The 16,476-nt window shown below is 67.2% G+C and carries 11 protein-coding genes and 3 rRNA genes; 7 read left to right on the top strand and 7 right to left on the bottom strand.

The window, feature by feature from the left end; all coding sequences use genetic code 11:
- The first annotated feature begins 119 nt into the window (after positions 1 to 119).
- The gene (locus tag OG617_RS12820) at positions 120 to 3,239 is read left to right on the top strand and encodes an AfsR/SARP family transcriptional regulator (protein ID WP_405101566.1); all 3,120 of its coding nucleotides are present in this window, start codon (positions 120 to 122) and stop codon (positions 3,237 to 3,239) included.
- A gap of 47 nt (positions 3,240 to 3,286) precedes the next feature.
- Here OG617_RS12820 and OG617_RS12815 read toward each other — a convergent pair whose 3' ends face one another.
- Positions 3,287 to 3,691 (bottom strand): hypothetical protein, encoded by a 405-nt coding sequence (locus OG617_RS12815; protein ID WP_405101564.1) that lies wholly within the window; start codon positions 3,689 to 3,691, stop codon positions 3,287 to 3,289.
- A gap of 324 nt (positions 3,692 to 4,015) precedes the next feature.
- On the opposite strand from OG617_RS12815, the gene OG617_RS12810 reads away from it, so the two are divergent.
- Positions 4,016 to 5,137, top strand: a complete 1,122-nt coding sequence (locus tag OG617_RS12810) for a pentapeptide repeat-containing protein (RefSeq protein ID WP_405101562.1) — start codon at positions 4,016 to 4,018, stop codon at positions 5,135 to 5,137.
- Positions 5,138 to 5,222: 85 nt separating this feature from the next.
- On the opposite strand, the gene OG617_RS12805 is transcribed toward OG617_RS12810, so the two are convergent.
- The 6 genes from OG617_RS12805 to OG617_RS12780 form a co-directional block, all read right to left on the bottom strand.
- The gene (locus OG617_RS12805; RefSeq protein WP_405103660.1) at positions 5,223 to 5,564 is read right to left on the bottom strand and encodes an STAS domain-containing protein; all 342 of its coding nucleotides are present in this window, start codon (positions 5,562 to 5,564) and stop codon (positions 5,223 to 5,225) included.
- A 2-nt stretch (positions 5,565 to 5,566) separates the two neighbouring features.
- Positions 5,567 to 6,031 (bottom strand): ATP-binding protein, encoded by a 465-nt coding sequence (locus tag OG617_RS12800; protein ID WP_405101560.1) that lies wholly within the window; start codon positions 6,029 to 6,031, stop codon positions 5,567 to 5,569.
- A gap of 252 nt (positions 6,032 to 6,283) precedes the next feature.
- On the bottom strand, positions 6,284 to 6,607 hold the full coding sequence (locus OG617_RS12795; RefSeq protein ID WP_405101558.1) for a MerR family transcriptional regulator: 324 nt from the start codon (positions 6,605 to 6,607) through the stop codon (positions 6,284 to 6,286).
- Between the two features lie 852 nt (positions 6,608 to 7,459).
- On the bottom strand, positions 7,460 to 7,948 hold the full coding sequence (soxR, locus tag OG617_RS12790; protein WP_405101556.1) for a redox-sensitive transcriptional activator SoxR: 489 nt from the start codon (positions 7,946 to 7,948) through the stop codon (positions 7,460 to 7,462).
- Between the two features lie 141 nt (positions 7,949 to 8,089).
- Positions 8,090 to 8,794, bottom strand: coding sequence for a DsbA family protein (locus OG617_RS12785; protein ID WP_405101554.1), 705 nt, complete (start codon positions 8,792 to 8,794; stop codon positions 8,090 to 8,092).
- Positions 8,795 to 8,827: 33 nt separating this feature from the next.
- The gene (locus tag OG617_RS12780; protein WP_405101552.1) at positions 8,828 to 9,256 is read right to left on the bottom strand and encodes a DUF6069 family protein; all 429 of its coding nucleotides are present in this window, start codon (positions 9,254 to 9,256) and stop codon (positions 8,828 to 8,830) included.
- 154 nt (positions 9,257 to 9,410) lie between these two features.
- Here OG617_RS12780 and OG617_RS12775 point away from each other — a divergent pair, with 154 nt between their 5' ends.
- The 5 genes from OG617_RS12775 (at position 9,411) to OG617_RS12755 (ending at position 16,415) form a co-directional block, all read left to right on the top strand.
- Positions 9,411 to 9,668, top strand: coding sequence for an SCO4848 family membrane protein (locus OG617_RS12775; protein WP_405101550.1), 258 nt, complete (start codon positions 9,411 to 9,413; stop codon positions 9,666 to 9,668).
- 659 nt (positions 9,669 to 10,327) lie between these two features.
- A 16S ribosomal RNA gene (locus OG617_RS12770) occupies positions 10,328 to 11,844 on the top strand.
- A gap of 379 nt (positions 11,845 to 12,223) precedes the next feature.
- Positions 12,224 to 15,331, top strand: a 23S ribosomal RNA gene (locus OG617_RS12765).
- Between the two features lie 83 nt (positions 15,332 to 15,414).
- Positions 15,415 to 15,531: ribosomal RNA gene (gene rrf, locus OG617_RS12760) — 5S ribosomal RNA — on the top strand.
- Together the 16S, 23S and 5S rRNA genes form the textbook arrangement of a ribosomal RNA operon.
- 251 nt (positions 15,532 to 15,782) lie before the next feature.
- Positions 15,783 to 16,415 (top strand): NADPH-dependent F420 reductase, encoded by a 633-nt coding sequence (locus tag OG617_RS12755; protein WP_405101548.1) that lies wholly within the window; start codon positions 15,783 to 15,785, stop codon positions 16,413 to 16,415.
- The last annotated feature ends 61 nt before the right edge of the window (positions 16,416 to 16,476 follow it).

The raw sequence follows: 16,476 nt of genomic DNA, 5'->3' as shown, positions 1-16,476 counted from the left end.
CGGGGGAGCGGCCCTCGGCTGATCGCCCGGCGCCGCGGGCGACGTCGGACGGATTCCGGACGGCCGCTTTGCGTACGGCATCCCGTCGTGCTCTCCTCCTCCCCGGGGGAGGGGGCGCGATGGCCGCAGAGGTTGGGCCGACGGTGGTGGCGGAGGTCCGGTTGCTCGGGCCGCTGGAGGTGACCACGGGTGCCGGTGGCCGGGTCGGGCTGGGTGGGCCCCGGCAGCGGACCCTGCTCGGGCTGCTGGCCCTGCGCGCCCCGGACGTCGTCTCCCGGGCCCAGTTGATCGACGGCATCTGGGGCGAGGAACCGCCCGCCTCGGCGACCAAGACGCTGCACGCCCACGTGGCCTACCTGCGCCGGGCACTGACCGCCGCCGGCCTGCCCGAGCTGATCACCACCCGACCACCCGGGTACGCCCTGGCCGCAGGCGAGACCGACGCGCGGCGCTTCGAGGCACTGGCCCGACGGGGCAACCGGGCCCTGCGCTCCGGTGCGGTCGCCGAGGCGGCCGAACTGCTCCGGGCCGGCCTGCGGTTGTGGCGGGGCGACGTCCTGGCCGACTGCCCGATCGGCGAGTGGGCCCGGGCCGAGGCGGCCACCCTGCACGAGGCCCGGTGGAACGCCGTGGAGGATCTCTGTGCCGCTGAGCTGGCGCTCGGCGAGCACGCCCGGGTCGCCGCCGAGCTGGAGACCCTGGTCGCCCGGGAACCCCTGCGGGAGCGGCTCTGGGAACTGTTGATGACCGCGCTGCACCTGGCCGGTCGACGGGCCGACGCGCTGGCCGCGTACCGGCGGGCCCGGGGTGTCCTGGTGGCGCAGCTCGGCATCGAGCCGGGCCGGCGGCTACGGGAGGTGGAGGCGGCCGTCCTGGCCGGGGAGAGCGTCGCGCCCGTCGGGCCGGCCGCCGACCGACCGGCTGGCGGCCGACCGGCCCCCGACCGACCGGCCGGCGGCGGCGCGGGCCGGGCGGCGGTGGATCCGGCACCGGATCCGGCACCCGACGAAGCCGCCCCGGCCGGCTGGCCGACCGTCGCCGGCCCGTCGCTGCCGACACCACTGACCCGACTGATCGGCCGCCGGGCCGAGGTGGCCGAGATCGGCGCGCTCCTCACCGACCACCGGCTGGTCACCCTCACCGGTATCGGGGGGTGCGGCAAGACCCGGTTGGCCCTCGCGGTAGCCGCGGAACTCAGCGCCGGGGACGACCCGGTGGTCCGGTTCGTGGAACTCGCCGGGCTCGTCGACCCGGACCGGCTGGCGGGCACCGTGGGCAACGCCCTCGGCCTGCCGGACCAGGGTGATCCGTCGCCCGTCGACGCGATGGCGCGGCAGCTACGCCGGGCCCGGCTGCTGCTGGTGCTCGACAACTGTGAGCACCTCGCCACCGCCTGCGCGGCGCTGGTCGGCACCCTGCTGAGCCGCTGCCCGGAGCTGCGGGTGCTGGCGACCAGCCGGGAGACCCTCGGCCTGCCGGGGGAGCGGGCGTTCCCGGTGGCTCCGCTGGCGGTACCGACCGGCCCGTTCACCGGAGACCTCGCCGAGGCCCGCCGCTACGACGCCGTCCGGCTCTTTCTCGACCGGGCGGCCGTGCCGGTCGTACGCGACCTGCGGGACGCCGACGCCGCCGCGCTGGTGGCGGTCTGCGCCGGGCTCGACGGGTTGCCACTGGCGATCGAGCTGGCCGCCACCCGCACGTCGGTGCTCACCCCCCGGGAGATCGCCGACCGGCTACGTGAACCCGGGCTGCTCCGCACCGGCCCGAGTGGTGCCGGCCGGCCGTCCGCCCTCGACGCCGCCATGGCCTGGAGCTACCACCTGCTCAGCCCGGCCCGGCAACGGTGGTTCCGCCGGCTCGCGGTGTTCCGGGGCGGCGGCACCCTCGACGCGGTCGAGGCGGTGGCGCCCGGGCCGGCCGAGGAGGCCATCGACGTGCTCGGTGACCTGGTCGCCAGGTCGCTGGTGGTGACCGACCGGCACCGGGGCCGGGCCCGCTACCGGCTGCTGGAGACGATCCGGCACTACGCCGCCGAGCGGCTCGCCGAATCCGCCGTGGAGTCCGCCGAGGCGTACCGGTGCCATGCCGTGCACTACCGGCGGCTGGCCGAGGAGGTTGACCGGCAACTGCACGGCCCGGAACTGGAGGCACTACTGGACCGGCTCGCGGTGGAGCACGACAACCTGGTCGCCGCGCAGGAGTGGCACCGGCGGCACGGCTCCCGCTCCGAACAGCTCCGGCTCGCCGCCGGCCTGGGGCGGTACTGCCACCTGCGCGGCCGGTACCGGGAGGGCCGGCGGTGGCTCGCCGACGCGCTCACCGACACCGACGACGCGCCCGTGCCCGAGCTGGCCAGGGCCTGCCTCTCCGCGGCGTACCTGGCCCTCTTCGAATGCGACTACGTCGCCGCCACCGGGCACGGTGAGCGGGCGCTGGAGGTGCACCGGCAGCTCGCCGACGACAGCGGGTCCGCCCGGGCGTTGAGCCTGCTCGGCTCGGTCGACCGGGAACAGGGCCGGCTGGACCGGTCGCTCGCCCGGTACGCCGAGGCGCTGACCGTCCACCGGGCCGTCGACAACCGGCGCGGAATCGCGGACACGTTGCTGATGACCGGCTTCACCGCCTGGCTCGGCGCCGACCTGGACCGGGCCGAACCGCTCATCGAGGCGGCCCTGGCGGAGTTCCACCAACTCGCTGATCCCGAGGGGATCGCGTCCGCCCGGGTCCACTTGGCCGCCGTGGCGTATCACCGGGGCCAGGACGCCCGCGCCCGCTGGCTGGCCGAGGACGCGTTGTGCCGGTTCCGGGAGTTCGACTTCCAGGAGGGCATCGCCTGGGCACTGAACATCGTCGGCCTGGTCGAGGCCCGCGACGGCGACCGGCGGCGGGCGGCCGAACTGCTCCGGGGCAGCCTGGAGCTGCACTGTGCGGTCGGTGACCGATGGCGCGGCGCCAGCCTGCTGGAGTCGCTCGCCGCCGTCCTCGCCGCCGACGACCGGCATCCGGCGGCGGTCGAGTTGCTCGGCGCGGCCGGCGCCATCCGTGCCGCGATCGGGGCGCCGGTGCCGGCGCAGGAACACGCCGCACACGCGGCCACCCTCGACCGGGTCCACCTGGCGCTGACCGAGCGGGCCTTCTACGCCGCCTGGGCGCGTGGCGAGTCGTACCGGCTGGAGGAGCTGCCGCCCCGCCTCCGCGAGCTGGTGCCCACCGGGCGGCAACCCGTGCCCAGCGGCTGACGGACCGGGCCCCGGCGGCTGGCCGGGGCCCGGTCGGGCGTGCTCGGTCAGTTGCTGACCCAGGAGAGGTAGACGTCGCCGTCGCAGGTGTAGGAACCGACGTTCTTGACCGTCCAGTAGATCTCGAGCTCGCGGGTGTTGTCGGCGTTCCAGTTCTGCTTGCGCCACTGCCGGGTGACCTCGAGCTGGCAGCTCTGCGTCACGGTGGTGGCGACCGGCCGGACGTCCACGTTGTAGTACCGGGTGGTGGGCGTGTTGTTCCACCCTCCGGAGGTGCTCGAACCCGGCGCCAGCGCGGTCACGTCAGCGATCTTGTAGGCACCCGCGGAGCCGACCTCGGCGTCGGCGCCGGCCACGGCGGGCGCCGGACCCGCCGCCGCGCTGAGCGCCGCCACCGCTGCGGCGGCCCCCAGCATCGCCCCGATCCGGCGGGCCTTCGTGGTCTTCGACATGTCGCTCTCCTTTTCACCGGTCCCGGGAACTTCCCGTCGGGGACTGACCCATTTCTAGGCACTGGCGGCTGTGGACCGGTTGTGATCGGGTTGCGGTCGTCCGGTCTCTCTGGACTGGCGCCCCTCGGTCACAGTGTCAGTGTGAGTGAGCGGTTACAGGTGAGTCGGGCGGTGCGGGGCTTCCCCCGTAGGCCGCCCCTGCGGCAGATGCTGGCGGTGGGGCTGCTCGTCGTCGCGGTCGTGCTCCTCGCACCAGGGTGGTGGGGTCAGGTCGCGTTCTCGGCTGCCCGGTGGGTCGGCCGGTTCTGGCCGGTGGTGGTCCTGGTGCTGCTGGCCGCCGTGCTGTTGGCCGGCGGCCGACGCCGGAAGATCAGGATGGCGGTCGGAAGGCGACCTCGTACCCCCGCCATGCCCTTCCTCGTGCACGTCGTGCTGCTGCTCGTGGTGGCGGCAGCGGTCGCGGGGGTCGTCGGTGTGCTGCTGTGGCGAGTTCTTGGACAGCCCGCTGTCGGCACCGCTCCCGGCCGGCAGCCGACACCCGTGGCGCCAACGGCGACGACGTGGAGTGCGCAGGAGGCGCTCGACGCGGTGAAAATCGTACTGACCGTGGTGGGTGGCGTCGGAGCGGTGGTGGCGCTGACCGCGAGCTATCGGCGGCAGCGCCTGAGCGAAGTAGAGGCCTACCGCGAGGACACGAAGGTCATGCTCGATCGCTTCTGCAAGTCGGCTGAACTGCTGGGGTCGCCCGAGAGTGCTGTCCGCACCGCGAGCGTCTACGCCTTCGCGGCCTTGGCCAACGACGCACCCGAGGCCCGCCAGGGCTGCATTGACGTGCTCTGTGCCTACCTTCGGCAGCCCTACCGTTCTCGATCGGAGGGCGACCGCTTCGGCGCTACCTCCCAGGACCAGGCCGGGCAGGCACACGCCACGACCGACCGGGCCGACGCCGGCGGCGACCCGAGGCAGGAACGCTCGGTCCGGCTCACCATCATCCGGCTCATCCGCGACAACCTTCACCTGCCCGACGACGACCCCCGAACCTGGCGGGGCCACGATTTCAACTTCTCCGGGGCGGTCCTGGACGGAGCGGACTTCAGCGGGGCGACCTTCAACGGCGCCGGTGCCGTCACGTTCGCCGACGCCACGATCACCGGCCCGATCTCGTTCGACGGTGCCACGTTCGCCAGCGGAACCGTCTCGTTCGACGGTGCCCGGTTCGCCGGGGGCGGCATCTCCCTCACCGGCGCCAACTTCAATGGGGGTGTGGTCGATCTGTCGAGGATCGACGAGGGGCAGCCGCCACCGGCGTCGGAACTGTGGCCGGCGCGGCATCCGGTACCCGTCGGGCTACGACTTCCTCCATCTGCACTGCGCGGGCAACCCGCACTCCACCCTCACCACACTCCGCCGGCACCTGGCGGAATCACGGCCGGCCACTCCGGCTGAGATCCGGGTGCAGAGCTGGGCCGGTCTCCGCGCCTGAGCCGGACGGCACGCGCTCCGGCTGCGGCGGGTTCCCTGCCCCCACCGGTCAGGTCGCGGCCGGCGACGGCCCGGCAGGGTTGCCGAGTAGCTGCATGATGCCGGTCATGTCGAGGACCCGGCGGACCTGTCCGGCGGCGTTGACCAGGACGAGGTCCACGCCCATGCCGGCCGCGTGGTGGTGTGCGTTGACCAGGGTGCTGAGCACGATGGAGTCGATGAAGGTCACCCGCTCCAGGTCCACCTCGACCGCCCCGGCCTGGGCGATCGTCTCGTGCAGCAGACCGTCGAGTCGATTGGCTCCCGACATGTCGATCTCACCGAACAGCGCCAGGACGGTGCGGCGGGTGCTGGCGTCGACGCGCCAGTGCCAGGTCGGTTCCGGGGGCATCGTCACCGCTCTTCACCTACGGTCGATCGGGTGGGGAGCCGCGCCGTCACCGAGGCGCTGGTTCCCTGGCCGGCGTTGACGATCATCAGTCCCTCGGTGAGCTGCTGGGCCAGCCACAGGCCCCGGTGGCCGACCTCCCCCGGCGCCGGTAGGGCGACGGCCATCTCATCCAGGCCGGGCCCGTGATCGCTGACTTCGCAGGTGAGCATGTCGCGATGCTGCGACAGTCGCACCTCGCCGCTGCCCCCGCCGTGGCGCACCGCGTTGGTGACCAACTCGTGTACCGCCAAGACGAAGTCCTCCAACCCGTGGTCCACCAGACCTGCCGAGCGGGCCGCAGCGGCGACCGCGTGTCGCAACTCGGTCACCTTCGCAGCGGTGATCGATTCCGACAATAACGTCACTTCGCCGCCGATACGAGAGGCGTCCGATCCCGTACCGGCGTCGTCCGTCCCGCCGCTGCCCATGGTCGGACGCTACACGCGCCGCCGACCAGCCGCTTTCGGGTACGGCGGCCGGCCGCTCGAATGGTGGTGCCTGACCAGTCGGGCCTGGCCGCCGCCCATGCCTGACGGCCGGTGTGCCGGGAGGCGAAGCGGGCAGGAGCACCGCCGCCAGGGCCGAGGCGGGGGACGACGGGTTCGTTCTGACGGCCCACCGGCTCGGTCGCCGACTCACCGACAGCGGTACGCCGACGACCTCACGCGAAGGTGAAGCGGTCAGTCGTGTTGCCGCGTCCCACGACGCTGCTGGTTCTCGTTCTGCCGTAGGGCTTCCTCGAGTTGGTCTTCGAGGATGATGATCCGGCAGGCGGCCTCCAGGGCGGTGCCCTGGTCGACCATCTCCCGGGCCCGGGCGGCCAGGCGCAGCTGATAGCGGGAGTACCGACGGTGTCCGCCGCCGGAGCGGTGTGGGTCGATCAGTTTCGCCTCGTCCAAGCGACGCAGGAAGTCCTGAGAGGTGCCGAGCATCTCCGCGGCCCGACCAATGGTGTAGGCGGGGTAGTCCTCGTCGCCGAACATGTCATCGGGGTTTTGCCCCATGTCACCTCCACGTCGAGGGCCCCGGCGCTCGCGCGCCGGGGCCCAGGGTTACGGGTCAGAACACCATCTGCCGACATGACCGTCGGCTCGTCGTATCCGCACCAGCCGCAAGTGAGGGCTTTGGGTGCGGGGATCGCATAAGCGTGACCGGAGACCACCTCTCTTCGATGGAAACTGCGGTGTCCGCCCGGCCTGGGTTGACGGCCGGCGGCGGGCGATCCAACGGCGTTCGGCCCTCCCTTTCCTCTGTTTCCTCTTTCCCTTGCTGACGTACGGTCCGCCGGTGTCGGGGCCCACGCGACTTCATGGCCCCGTGCAGGTGCGGCGAACATCAACTGGAGCCCTGAGACTGCCTGGCCCCACCTGCGGTGCCCCGTCGCACAGTCACGTCAGGGCTGGCGTGCTTCTACTGCCGTTCGCGAGGAACGGTGAAACCGCTCCCGTTCCTCGCCGCCCGTCGTGGCCTCACGGCCGGGCGGTCCGTCTGCGTCTTTAGTGGTTCTCTGCTCTCGACGGGAGTAAGAGTATCCAGCACCACCGAGGATGTCTAGTTGATTCGACATAGATTTTCTGCCTGGCCGTCGGCAGGCTCGACGGCCGGACGGGGGTGCCAGGACGGAACATGGCGCTACGGGCCTCGGCGAGAAAGTCCTTGACTGATTCCAGAAAGCTGGCCAGATTCCTTGCCGTGGCGCGCGGAAGCAGTTCGGCCCGGCCGGTGAGCCGATCGATCCCGAGGGCTGCAACACGTCCGCCAAGTACCTGCTCGACCAGCTCGGCTGGTGGGCCACGACCCTGCGCGAGGGGCGTGAGCGTCGACCGTACGTTTCGTGATCCGGCGGGCGGGCGCCGTCAGTCGGTGGGGACGTCGTCCCGACCGGTGCCGACCGCCTCGATCAGTCGTCGCGGACCCGGCCCGTCCGCCCCGAGCCGGTCCATCGGATTGATCACCGGGCAGCGGTCCAGCGACATGCACCCGCAGCCGACGCAGTCCGCGAAGTCGTCGCGCAGCTGTTGCAGCTGGCGCAGCCGGGCGTCGAGGTCCGACTGCCAGCACTCGGTCATCCGCCTCCAGTCCTGCCGGGTGGGGGTGCGGCCGTCAGGCAGCAGCGCCAGCACCTCCGCGACCTTCGCCAGCGGCACTCCGACGCGCTGGGCGATGCGGACCAGCGCGACCCGACGCAGGGCGTCGCGGGGGTAGCGCCGCTGGTTCCCGGTGGTGCGCCGGCTGCTGATCAGGCCCTGGCGCTCGTAGAAGTGCAGGGCCGAGACGCTCACCCCACTGCGGGAGGCGAGCTGTCCGACGGTGAGTTCGGGCTGGTCGGGGCGGTGGCCGGTCATCGTGCTGCTCCCTGCCGTCGAGCCAGGTGTCGGGACCGGCCTTCGGGCCGAGGCCAGCCCTCGGAGGGCTTCAGGACGACCACCGGGATGTCCCGGGTGGTCTCGGTGGCGTACTCGTCGTACTTGGGAAGATCTTCGCCATCAGCTCCCACAGGCGCGGTCGCTCCTCGGGCAGGGGACTGTTGCGCACCCGTCGGCGTCCGGCTCGGTCGACGGGACCGCCGATCCGGCCCGGCTCGCGTCCGTCATCGCCGCGAACAACACCTCCTCCGTCTGCTCGCCGAGCATCGGTGGGGCGCCCTCGATCCGGAGGACCGGCACACCGGTGATTCCGGCCTCCCGCACGAGACGCAGCGCGCCGCGAACCTCCTCCGTGCCGGAGTCGCCGGCGGTGACGCCGACCTCGGCGGCCAGCCTGGCCAGCGTCCCGGCGTCGCCGATGTTCAGCCCGTCGGTGAAGTGCGCGCGGAAAAGCCGCTCCACCATCGCCTCTCCCCGGCCCTGGTGGGCGGCCTGGACGACGAGCAGGTGCGCCCCGAACGTCCCGGTGGCGATGGCCCGGTCGTAGTGGAGGGCCAGGCCGTCCTTCGCCGCCTCGGTGACGAGGTGACCCAACTGCCGCACCGTCATCTCGCCGAATCTCCGGGTGAGCGCCTCGATCAGTGGCATCCCCTCGGTGGGCGCGCCGGGCGCCAATTCGAAGGGGGCGAAGCGGACCTCCACCTCGCCCCCGCTGGCCCGGAACCGCTCGGCGGCCCGGGCCAGCCGGTTGTACCCGATGTAGGAGTGCACGCAGATGAGGTCCAACACCATGTCCACCCGGACCTTGGCATCCCCGATCGTCATGCGCTCAGTCTCCGACCTCAACAGCGGTAGAGGTCAATCCGGTGAGCCGAGCCGGGCCGCCCGCGGCAACGCCGGAATCAGCACGGCCGCGACCGCGATGTGCAGCAGGGCCAGCGTGAGCTGGTTGGCGGTGCTGAAGCCGGGCATCTGCCAGGGCATGGTCACGAGGAGGACGATGGTGGCGACGACGGTCCAGATGAGGGCCCCGCGACGCTTGGTGATCTTCTCCAGCACCGCGAGCGAGGCCCAGCTGGCGAGGCCGGCGAAGAGCGACGCGAAGATCACCGGACCGAGGGCCAGGTCGATCTTCTGTCCGAACCCGTACTGCTCGGGCACGGACACGTCGGTGCCGAGGACCGGCACGGCGACGACCCAGACCAGGGCCGCCGCCACCACGCCCGCCAGCACGACGAGGGCGCGGTGGCGGATCCGCCTGCCGCTCTGCGGCGGGGGACCCGACATCCACGGGTACGCCGATCTCGCACCGCGTCGCGGGAAACCGCCCGGCGGCTGTCGGGCCGGCGCCGGCACCCGACCCCTGACCTGCGGCGCGACGCATCCCGGTACCGCCGGCGCTTCCGCCGATGCCCAGGTCCCGCTGGCATACTCGCCAGCCATGGTGCTGTCACGTGGCTGGGCCCTCTTCCTTGTCGGGGTCGGCGTTTGGACCTGGGTGATCTGGCCCCGGTTCGGCGTCGCCATCTGGAACGACCCGCGCTCCTGGGCGGGCGGGACGGTGGGTGAGGGGACACCGACCGGCTTCCTGTGGGTGCACGCACTGCTGATCGCGGCGTCACTGGCGATCGGCACCACCGTGGGCGTCCTGGGCATACGGGGCTGGCTAGCGGCCCGTCGCCGGACCAACCGTCCGTGAGCTGCCCGTATTCTTGATCGCAGATGGTGTGACGCGGGCCGCTAACCCCGGATTTGACGATCAAACCCCAGACGCGTAACTTTCTCTCTGTCAGCGCGGAACGGACGAAACAGGGCGAAAAACCTGGAGGCCGGAGCGCAGGACAGGCAACCGGCACTGAGGGATCACGGTCCCTGGAGCCAGCCGGGCGGGGCCACCGAATTTGCCGCGAGGCGGATTTGGAGCGGCGGAACCGACCGGGTAAGGTTGACGACCGGCAGGGAACCGGGCGAGCTCGCGGGAGACCGCGACGGCCGGCCTGCCAAATCCGATGATCACGACAGCGGTTCGCCGCTGCATGCGAACATCGGGGCGATACCCGTACGAAGCACGACAGACCGGGATACACGGTTTGACACGGCAGAGACGGTGAGGTAACGTAGTAAAAGTGCCCGCCGCGAGAGCGGCGGGTGCGGGTACGGATTGAATGCCCCGGACGGGGCCCTCCTGGTGGGGGTGCTCGGATGGTGTGTGGTTGTTCTTTGAGAACTCAACAGGGTGCTTGATAAGCCAGTGCCAATTATGATTTATACCCCGTACTGGTCGGACTTTAGGGTTTCGGCTGGTTGGGATTCCTTTGGCAACACTTTTTGTTGTCGGGACAGTTTTTCAACAAGTTTTTGTTGGAGAGTTTGATCCTGGCTCAGGACGAACGCTGGCGGCGTGCTTAACACATGCAAGTCGAGCGGAAAGGCCCTTCGGGGTACTCGAGCGGCGAACGGGTGAGTAACACGTGAGCAACCTGCCCTAGGCTTTGGGATAACCCTCGGAAACGGGGGCTAATACCGAATATGACTGCTGGCCGCATGGCTGGTGGTGTAAAGTTTTTCGGCCTGGGATGGGCTCGCGGCCTATCAGCTTGTTGGTGGGGTAATGGCCTACCAAGGCGACGACGGGTAGCCGGCCTGAGAGGGCGACCGGCCACACTGGGACTGAGACACGGCCCAGACTCCTACGGGAGGCAGCAGTGGGGAATATTGCACAATGGGCGGAAGCCTGATGCAGCGACGCCGCGTGAGGGATGACGGCCTTCGGGTTGTAAACCTCTTTCAGCAGGGACGAAGCGAAAGTGACGGTACCTGCAGAAGAAGCACCGGCCAACTACGTGCCAGCAGCCGCGGTAAGACGTAGGGTGCGAGCGTTGTCCGGAATTATTGGGCGTAAAGAGCTCGTAGGCGGCTTGTCGCGTCGACTGTGAAAACCCGCAGCTCAACTGCGGGCCTGCAGTCGATACGGGCAGGCTAGAGTTCGGTAGGGGAGACTGGAATTCCTGGTGTAGCGGTGAAATGCGCAGATATCAGGAGGAACACCGATGGCGAAGGCAGGTCTCTGGGCCGATACTGACGCTGAGGAGCGAAAGCGTGGGGAGCGAACAGGATTAGATACCCTGGTAGTCCACGCTGTAAACGTTGGGCGCTAGGTGTGGGGGACCTCTCCGGTTTCCTGTGCCGCAGCTAACGCATTAAGCGCCCCGCCTGGGGAGTACGGCCGCAAGGCTAAAACTCAAAGGAATTGACGGGGGCCCGCACAAGCGGCGGAGCATGCGGATTAATTCGATGCAACGCGAAGAACCTTACCTGGGTTTGACATGGCCGCAAAACTCGCAGAGATGTGAGGTCCTTCGGGGGCGGTCACAGGTGGTGCATGGCTGTCGTCAGCTCGTGTCGTGAGATGTTGGGTTAAGTCCCGCAACGAGCGCAACCCTCGTTCGATGTTGCCAGCGCGTTATGGCGGGGACTCATCGAAGACTGCCGGGGTCAACTCGGAGGAAGGTGGGGATGACGTCAAGTCATCATGCCCCTTATGTCCAGGGCTTCACGCATGCTACAATGGCCGGTACAATGGGCTGCGATACCGTAAGGTGGAGCGAATCCCAAAAAGCCGGTCTCAGTTCGGATCGGGGTCTGCAACTCGACCCCGTGAAGTCGGAGTCGCTAGTAATCGCAGATCAGCAACGCTGCGGTGAATACGTTCCCGGGCCTTGTACACACCGCCCGTCACGTCACGAAAGTCGGCAACACCCGAAGCCGGTGGCCCAACCCCTTGTGGGAGGGAGCCGTCGAAGGTGGGGCTGGCGATTGGGACGAAGTCGTAACAAGGTAGCCGTACCGGAAGGTGCGGCTGGATCACCTCCTTTCTAAGGAGCACCATCCGTCGAAAGGCGGTATGGAGCCCGCGACCTGCGTATGTCGGGTTGGGGTGCTCAGATGGCGGAGACACTGGTGAGTTTTGCCCTGGCAACGGCCGGGGGACCTAGTACAGCTGCCCTTTTGGGGTGGTGGGAATGGTTCCTTCTGGTGCGGCTGGGGGAGGGCGGAGAGCACCCTGTTGGGTCCTGAAGGAACAACCGTTGTGGTTGTTTTCTTCGGAGCCATTGCCTCGCCTGTGGGTGGGGGTTGGTTGCCAGGCATGGCCTGGTCTCGCATACCGTCGGCGGTTGTCGGGTTTGGTGTGGGGCTGTGGGTTGTGGGTTGGTCGTTTGTTGAGAATTGCACAGTGGACGCGAGCATCTTTGTGGTCAAGTTGTCAAGGGCGAACGGTGGATGCCTTGGCACCAGGAGCCGATGAAGGACGTGGGAGGCCGCGATAGGCCTGGGGGAGCTGTCAACCAAGCTGTGATCCCAGGGTGTCCGAATGGGGAAACCTGGCATCAGTCATGTGATGTCACCCGCACCTGAATACATAGGGTGTGTGGAGGGAACGCGGGGAAGTGAAACATCTCAGTACCCGTAGGAAGAGAAAACAAGAGTGATTCCGTGAGTAGTGGCGAGCGAAAGCGGATCTAGGCTAAACCGGCTGCGTGTGATACCTGTCAGGGGTTGCGTGGTTGGGGTTGTGGGACCTTGCTGAATGAGCTGACACTTGTTCGAGAAGTTATAAAACCAGTTGCTAGCCGAACAGTCTGGAATGGCTGACCGTAGGCGGTGAGAGTCCGGTAGGTGAAAGTGGCTGGTCTTCTGTGGGTGTTCCCGAGTAGCGGCGGACCCCTGTAATCTGCCGTGAATCTGCCAGGACCACCTGGTAAGCCTAAATACTTCCTGGTGACCGATAGCGGACAAGTACCGTGAGGGAATGGTGAAAAGTACCCCGGGAGGGGAGTGAAATAGTACCTGAAACCGTTCGCCTACAATCCGTCGGAGCCTTGCGGGGTGACGGCGTGCCTTTTGAAGAATGAGCCTGCGAGTTAGTGGCATGTGGCGAGGTTAACCCGTGTGGGGGAGCCGTAGCGAAAGCGAGTCTGAATAGGGCGATTCAGTCGCGTGTCCTAGACCCGAAGCGGAGTGATCTAGCCATGGGCAGGCTGAAGCGCGGGTAAGACCGCGTGGAGGGCCGAACCCACCAACGTTGAAAAGTTGGGGGATGACCTGTGGTTAGGGGTGAAAGGCCAATCAAACTCCGTGATAGCTGGTTCTCCCCGAAATGCATTTAGGTGCAGCGTCGCGTGTTTCTTGCCGGAGGTAGAGCACTGGATGGTCTAGGGGGCCCACAAGCTTACCGAAATCAGCCAAACTCCGAATGCCGGTAAGTGAGAGCGCGGCAGTGAGACTGCGGGGGATAAGCTTCGTAGTCGAGAGGGAAACAGCCCAGATCACCAGCTAAGGCCCCTAAGCGTGTGCTAAGTGGAAAAGGATGTGGGGTCGCATAGACAACCAGGAGGTTGGCTTAGAAGCAGCCACCCTTTAAAGAGTGCGTAATAGCTCACTGGTCAAGTGGTTCCGCGCCGACAATGTAGCGGGGCTCAAGCACACCGCCGAAGCTGTGGCATTCATATTTTATCCTCGCTTGGACTTGATTCCTTGTGCAGGTGTGTGGATGGGTAGGGGAGCGTCGTGCCGGGGGTGAAGCAGCGGGGTGACCCAGTTGTGGACGCGGCACGAGTGAGAATGCAGGCATGAGTAGCGAAAGAAGGGTGAGAAACCCTTCCGCCGGATGACCAAGGGTTCCAGGGCCAGGCTAATCCGCCCTGGGTGAGTCGGGACCTAAGGCGAGGCCGAGAGGCGTAGTCGATGGACAACGGGTTGATATTCCCGTACCCGCGAAAGAACGCCCATGATGAACCTTGTTGTGCTAACCATGTGATCTTGGGGCGGTCTTCGGACTTAACTGGGTGAGTGTGGGAACCTGGCGGGTAGTAGTCAAGCGATGGGGTGACGCAGGAAGGTAGCTGAGCCCGGCCGGTGGTTGTGCCGGGGTAAGCGTGTAGGCCGTACCGTAGGCAAATCCGCGGTGCATTAAGGCTGAGACGTGATGCCGAGCCGATTCAGGTGAAGTCAGTGATCCTATGCTGCCGAGAAAAGCCTCTAGCGAGTTCTTAGCGGCCCGTACCCCAAACCGACACAGGTGGTCAGGTAGAGAATACCGAGGCGATCGGGCGAACTGTGGTTAAGGAACTCGGCAAATTGCCCCCGTAACTTAGGGAGAAGGGGGGCCGGAGACGTGAAGCCCCTTGCGGGTGGAGCGTTGTATGGCCGCAGAGAGCAGGGGGAAGCGACTGTTTACTAAAAACACAGGTCCATGCGAAGAAGTAATTCGATGTATATGGACTGACGCCTGCCCGGTGCTGGAACGTTAAGGGGACCTGTTAGCTCTTCGGGGCGAAGCGGAGAACTTAAGCGCCAGTAAACGGCGGTGGTAACTATAACCATCCTAAGGTAGCGAAATTCCTTGTCGGGTAAGTTCCGACCTGCACGAATGGCGTAACGACTTCCCCACTGTCTCAACCACAGGCCCGGCGAAATTGCATTACGAGTAAAGATGCTCGTTACGCGCGGCAGGACGGAAAGACCCCGGGACCTTTACTATAGCTTGACATTGGTATCCGAATTAGCTTGTGTAGGATAGGTGGGAGCCGGTGAAGTCCATACGCCAGTATGGGTGGAGGCAATCTTGAAATACCACTCTGGTTGATTTGGGTTTCTAACTTCGGGCCGTTATCCGGTTCAGGGACAGTGTCTGGTGGGTAGTTTAACTGGGGCGGTTGCCTCCTAAAAGGTAACGGAGGCGCCCAAAGGTTCCCTCAGCCTGGTTGGCAATCAGGTGTTGAGTGCAAGTACACAAGGGAGCTTGACTGTGAGACTGACAGGTCGAGCAGGGACGAAAGTCGGGACTAGTGATCCGGCACTTGCGAGTGGAAGCGGTGTCGCTCAACGGATAAAAGGTACCCCGGGGATAACAGGCTGATCTTCCCCAAGAGTCCATATCGACGGGATGGTTTGGCACCTCGATGTCGGCTCGTCGCATCCTGGGGCTGTAGCAGGTCCCAAGGGTTGGGCTGTTCGCCCATTAAAGCGGTACGCGAGCTGGGTTTAGAACGTCGTGAGACAGTTCGGTCCCTATCCGCCGTGCGCGTAGGATACTTGAGAAGGGCTGTCCCTAGTACGAGAGGACCGGGACGGACGAACCTCTGGTGTGCCAGTTGTCCCGCCAGGGGCACGGCTGGTTAGCTACGTTCGGAAGGGATAACCGCTGAAAGCATCTAAGCGGGAAGCCTGCTTCAAGATGAGGTATCCCACCCACTTTTGTGGGGTAAGGCCCCCAGCTAGACTACTGGGTTGATAGGCCGGAAATGTAAGCTCGGTAACGGGTTGAGTTGACCGGTACTAATAGGCCGAGGACTTGACTACTAAGCTGCTACGCGTCCACTGTGCAACTCTCGACAAATGAACAACAGACCAGTTGCTGGTGTTGTTTGATATGTCGATAGAGTTACGGCGGTCATGGCGGAGGGGAAACGCCCGGTTACATTCCGAACCCGGAAGCTAAGCCCTCCAGCGCCGATGGTACTGCACTCGGGAGGGTGTGGGAGAGTAGGACACCGCCGGACATCTTTCGGTCAGGGCCACCCCTTCGGGGGTGGCCCTGACGCGTTTCCGTGACCATTTCCGTGAACGCCTCCCGCCGGTGCCACCGGGATCGGTAGCGTCGTGAGGGACCCGCCGACGCGGCGTTCCCCGCGACCGTGGCCGGAAAACCGTACGTGGCGTATGCCTCCAGCACTCTTGGGACGCGCGGGTCGGGGTACCTGCCCACAGTTCGACCGGATCTGACCGCCGACAGGCGGAGGCAGGAGTGGTCATGAAGATCGGAATTATCGGATCGGGGCACATCGGTGGCACCCTCACCCGTCGGCTGCGCGCCCTGGGTCACGACGTGACGGTGGCCAACTCGCGCGGGCCGGCGTCCCTCACCGAGCTTGCCGAGGAGACCGGCGCGACTGCGGGGACCGTGGAGCAGGCCGTCGACCATGCCGACCTGGTGGTGATCGCGATTCCGCTGCTGGCGCTGCCGGCGCTGCCCGCGGAACTCTTCGAGGGCAAGGTCGTCGTCGACGCTGACAACTACTACCCGCAGCGGGACGGGGACATCGCCGAGTTGCTGGACCGCAGCCTCAGCTCCAGCCGGTGGACCGCCGAGCACCTCAAGGGCGCCCGGGTGGTGAAGGCGTTCAACAACATCCAGGCCCAGCACCTGCTGGAGAACGGTCGCCCTGCCGGTTCGGCCGACCGGATCGCCCTGCCGGTGGCCGGCGACGAGGCCGACGCCGACGCCAAGCGGATCGTGATGGAACTGGTCGACGCCCTGGGCTTCGACCCGGTCGACGCCGGCACCCTCGACGAGAGCTGGCGGCAGCAGCCGGACACCCCCGTCTACGGCACGGACCTCGACGCGGCCGGCGTACGCCAGGGGCTGGCCGCAGCACGGCCCTGAGCGACCGCCGGGGCGCTTTGCGCGTACCCGATGAAAGATGCCCCGCCGGCGATGCCGGCGG

The sequence above is a fragment of the Micromonospora sp. NBC_01412 genome (assembly GCF_045040215.1).
In the GTDB taxonomy this organism is placed as follows: Bacteria; Actinomycetota; Actinomycetes; order Mycobacteriales; family Micromonosporaceae; genus Micromonospora; species Micromonospora rubida.
Note: the sequence above shows the minus strand (reverse complement) of the source record. Positions and strands in the feature narration are given on the sequence as shown.

Excerpts from the sequence above, each read along its gene's own strand:
- OG617_RS12820 (WP_405101566.1), top strand. The coding sequence starts at position 120 with ATGGCCGCAGAGGTTGGGCCGACGGTGGTGGCGGAGGTCCGGTTGCTC.
- OG617_RS12815 (WP_405101564.1), bottom strand. The coding sequence starts at position 3,691 with ATGTCGAAGACCACGAAGGCCCGCCGGATCGGGGCGATGCTGGGGGCC.
- OG617_RS12805 (WP_405103660.1), bottom strand. The coding sequence starts at position 5,564 with ATGCCCCCGGAACCGACCTGGCACTGGCGCGTCGACGCCAGCACCCGC.
- OG617_RS12800 (WP_405101560.1), bottom strand. The coding sequence starts at position 6,031 with ATGGGCAGCGGCGGGACGGACGACGCCGGTACGGGATCGGACGCCTCT.
- OG617_RS12795 (WP_405101558.1), bottom strand. The coding sequence starts at position 6,607 with ATGGGGCAAAACCCCGATGACATGTTCGGCGACGAGGACTACCCCGCC.
- soxR (WP_405101556.1), bottom strand. The coding sequence starts at position 7,948 with ATGACCGGCCACCGCCCCGACCAGCCCGAACTCACCGTCGGACAGCTC.
- OG617_RS12785 (WP_405101554.1), bottom strand. The coding sequence starts at position 8,794 with ATGACGATCGGGGATGCCAAGGTCCGGGTGGACATGGTGTTGGACCTC.
- OG617_RS12780 (WP_405101552.1), bottom strand. The coding sequence starts at position 9,256 with ATGTCGGGTCCCCCGCCGCAGAGCGGCAGGCGGATCCGCCACCGCGCC.
- OG617_RS12775 (WP_405101550.1), top strand. The coding sequence starts at position 9,411 with ATGGTGCTGTCACGTGGCTGGGCCCTCTTCCTTGTCGGGGTCGGCGTT.
- OG617_RS12755 (WP_405101548.1), top strand. The coding sequence starts at position 15,783 with ATGAAGATCGGAATTATCGGATCGGGGCACATCGGTGGCACCCTCACC.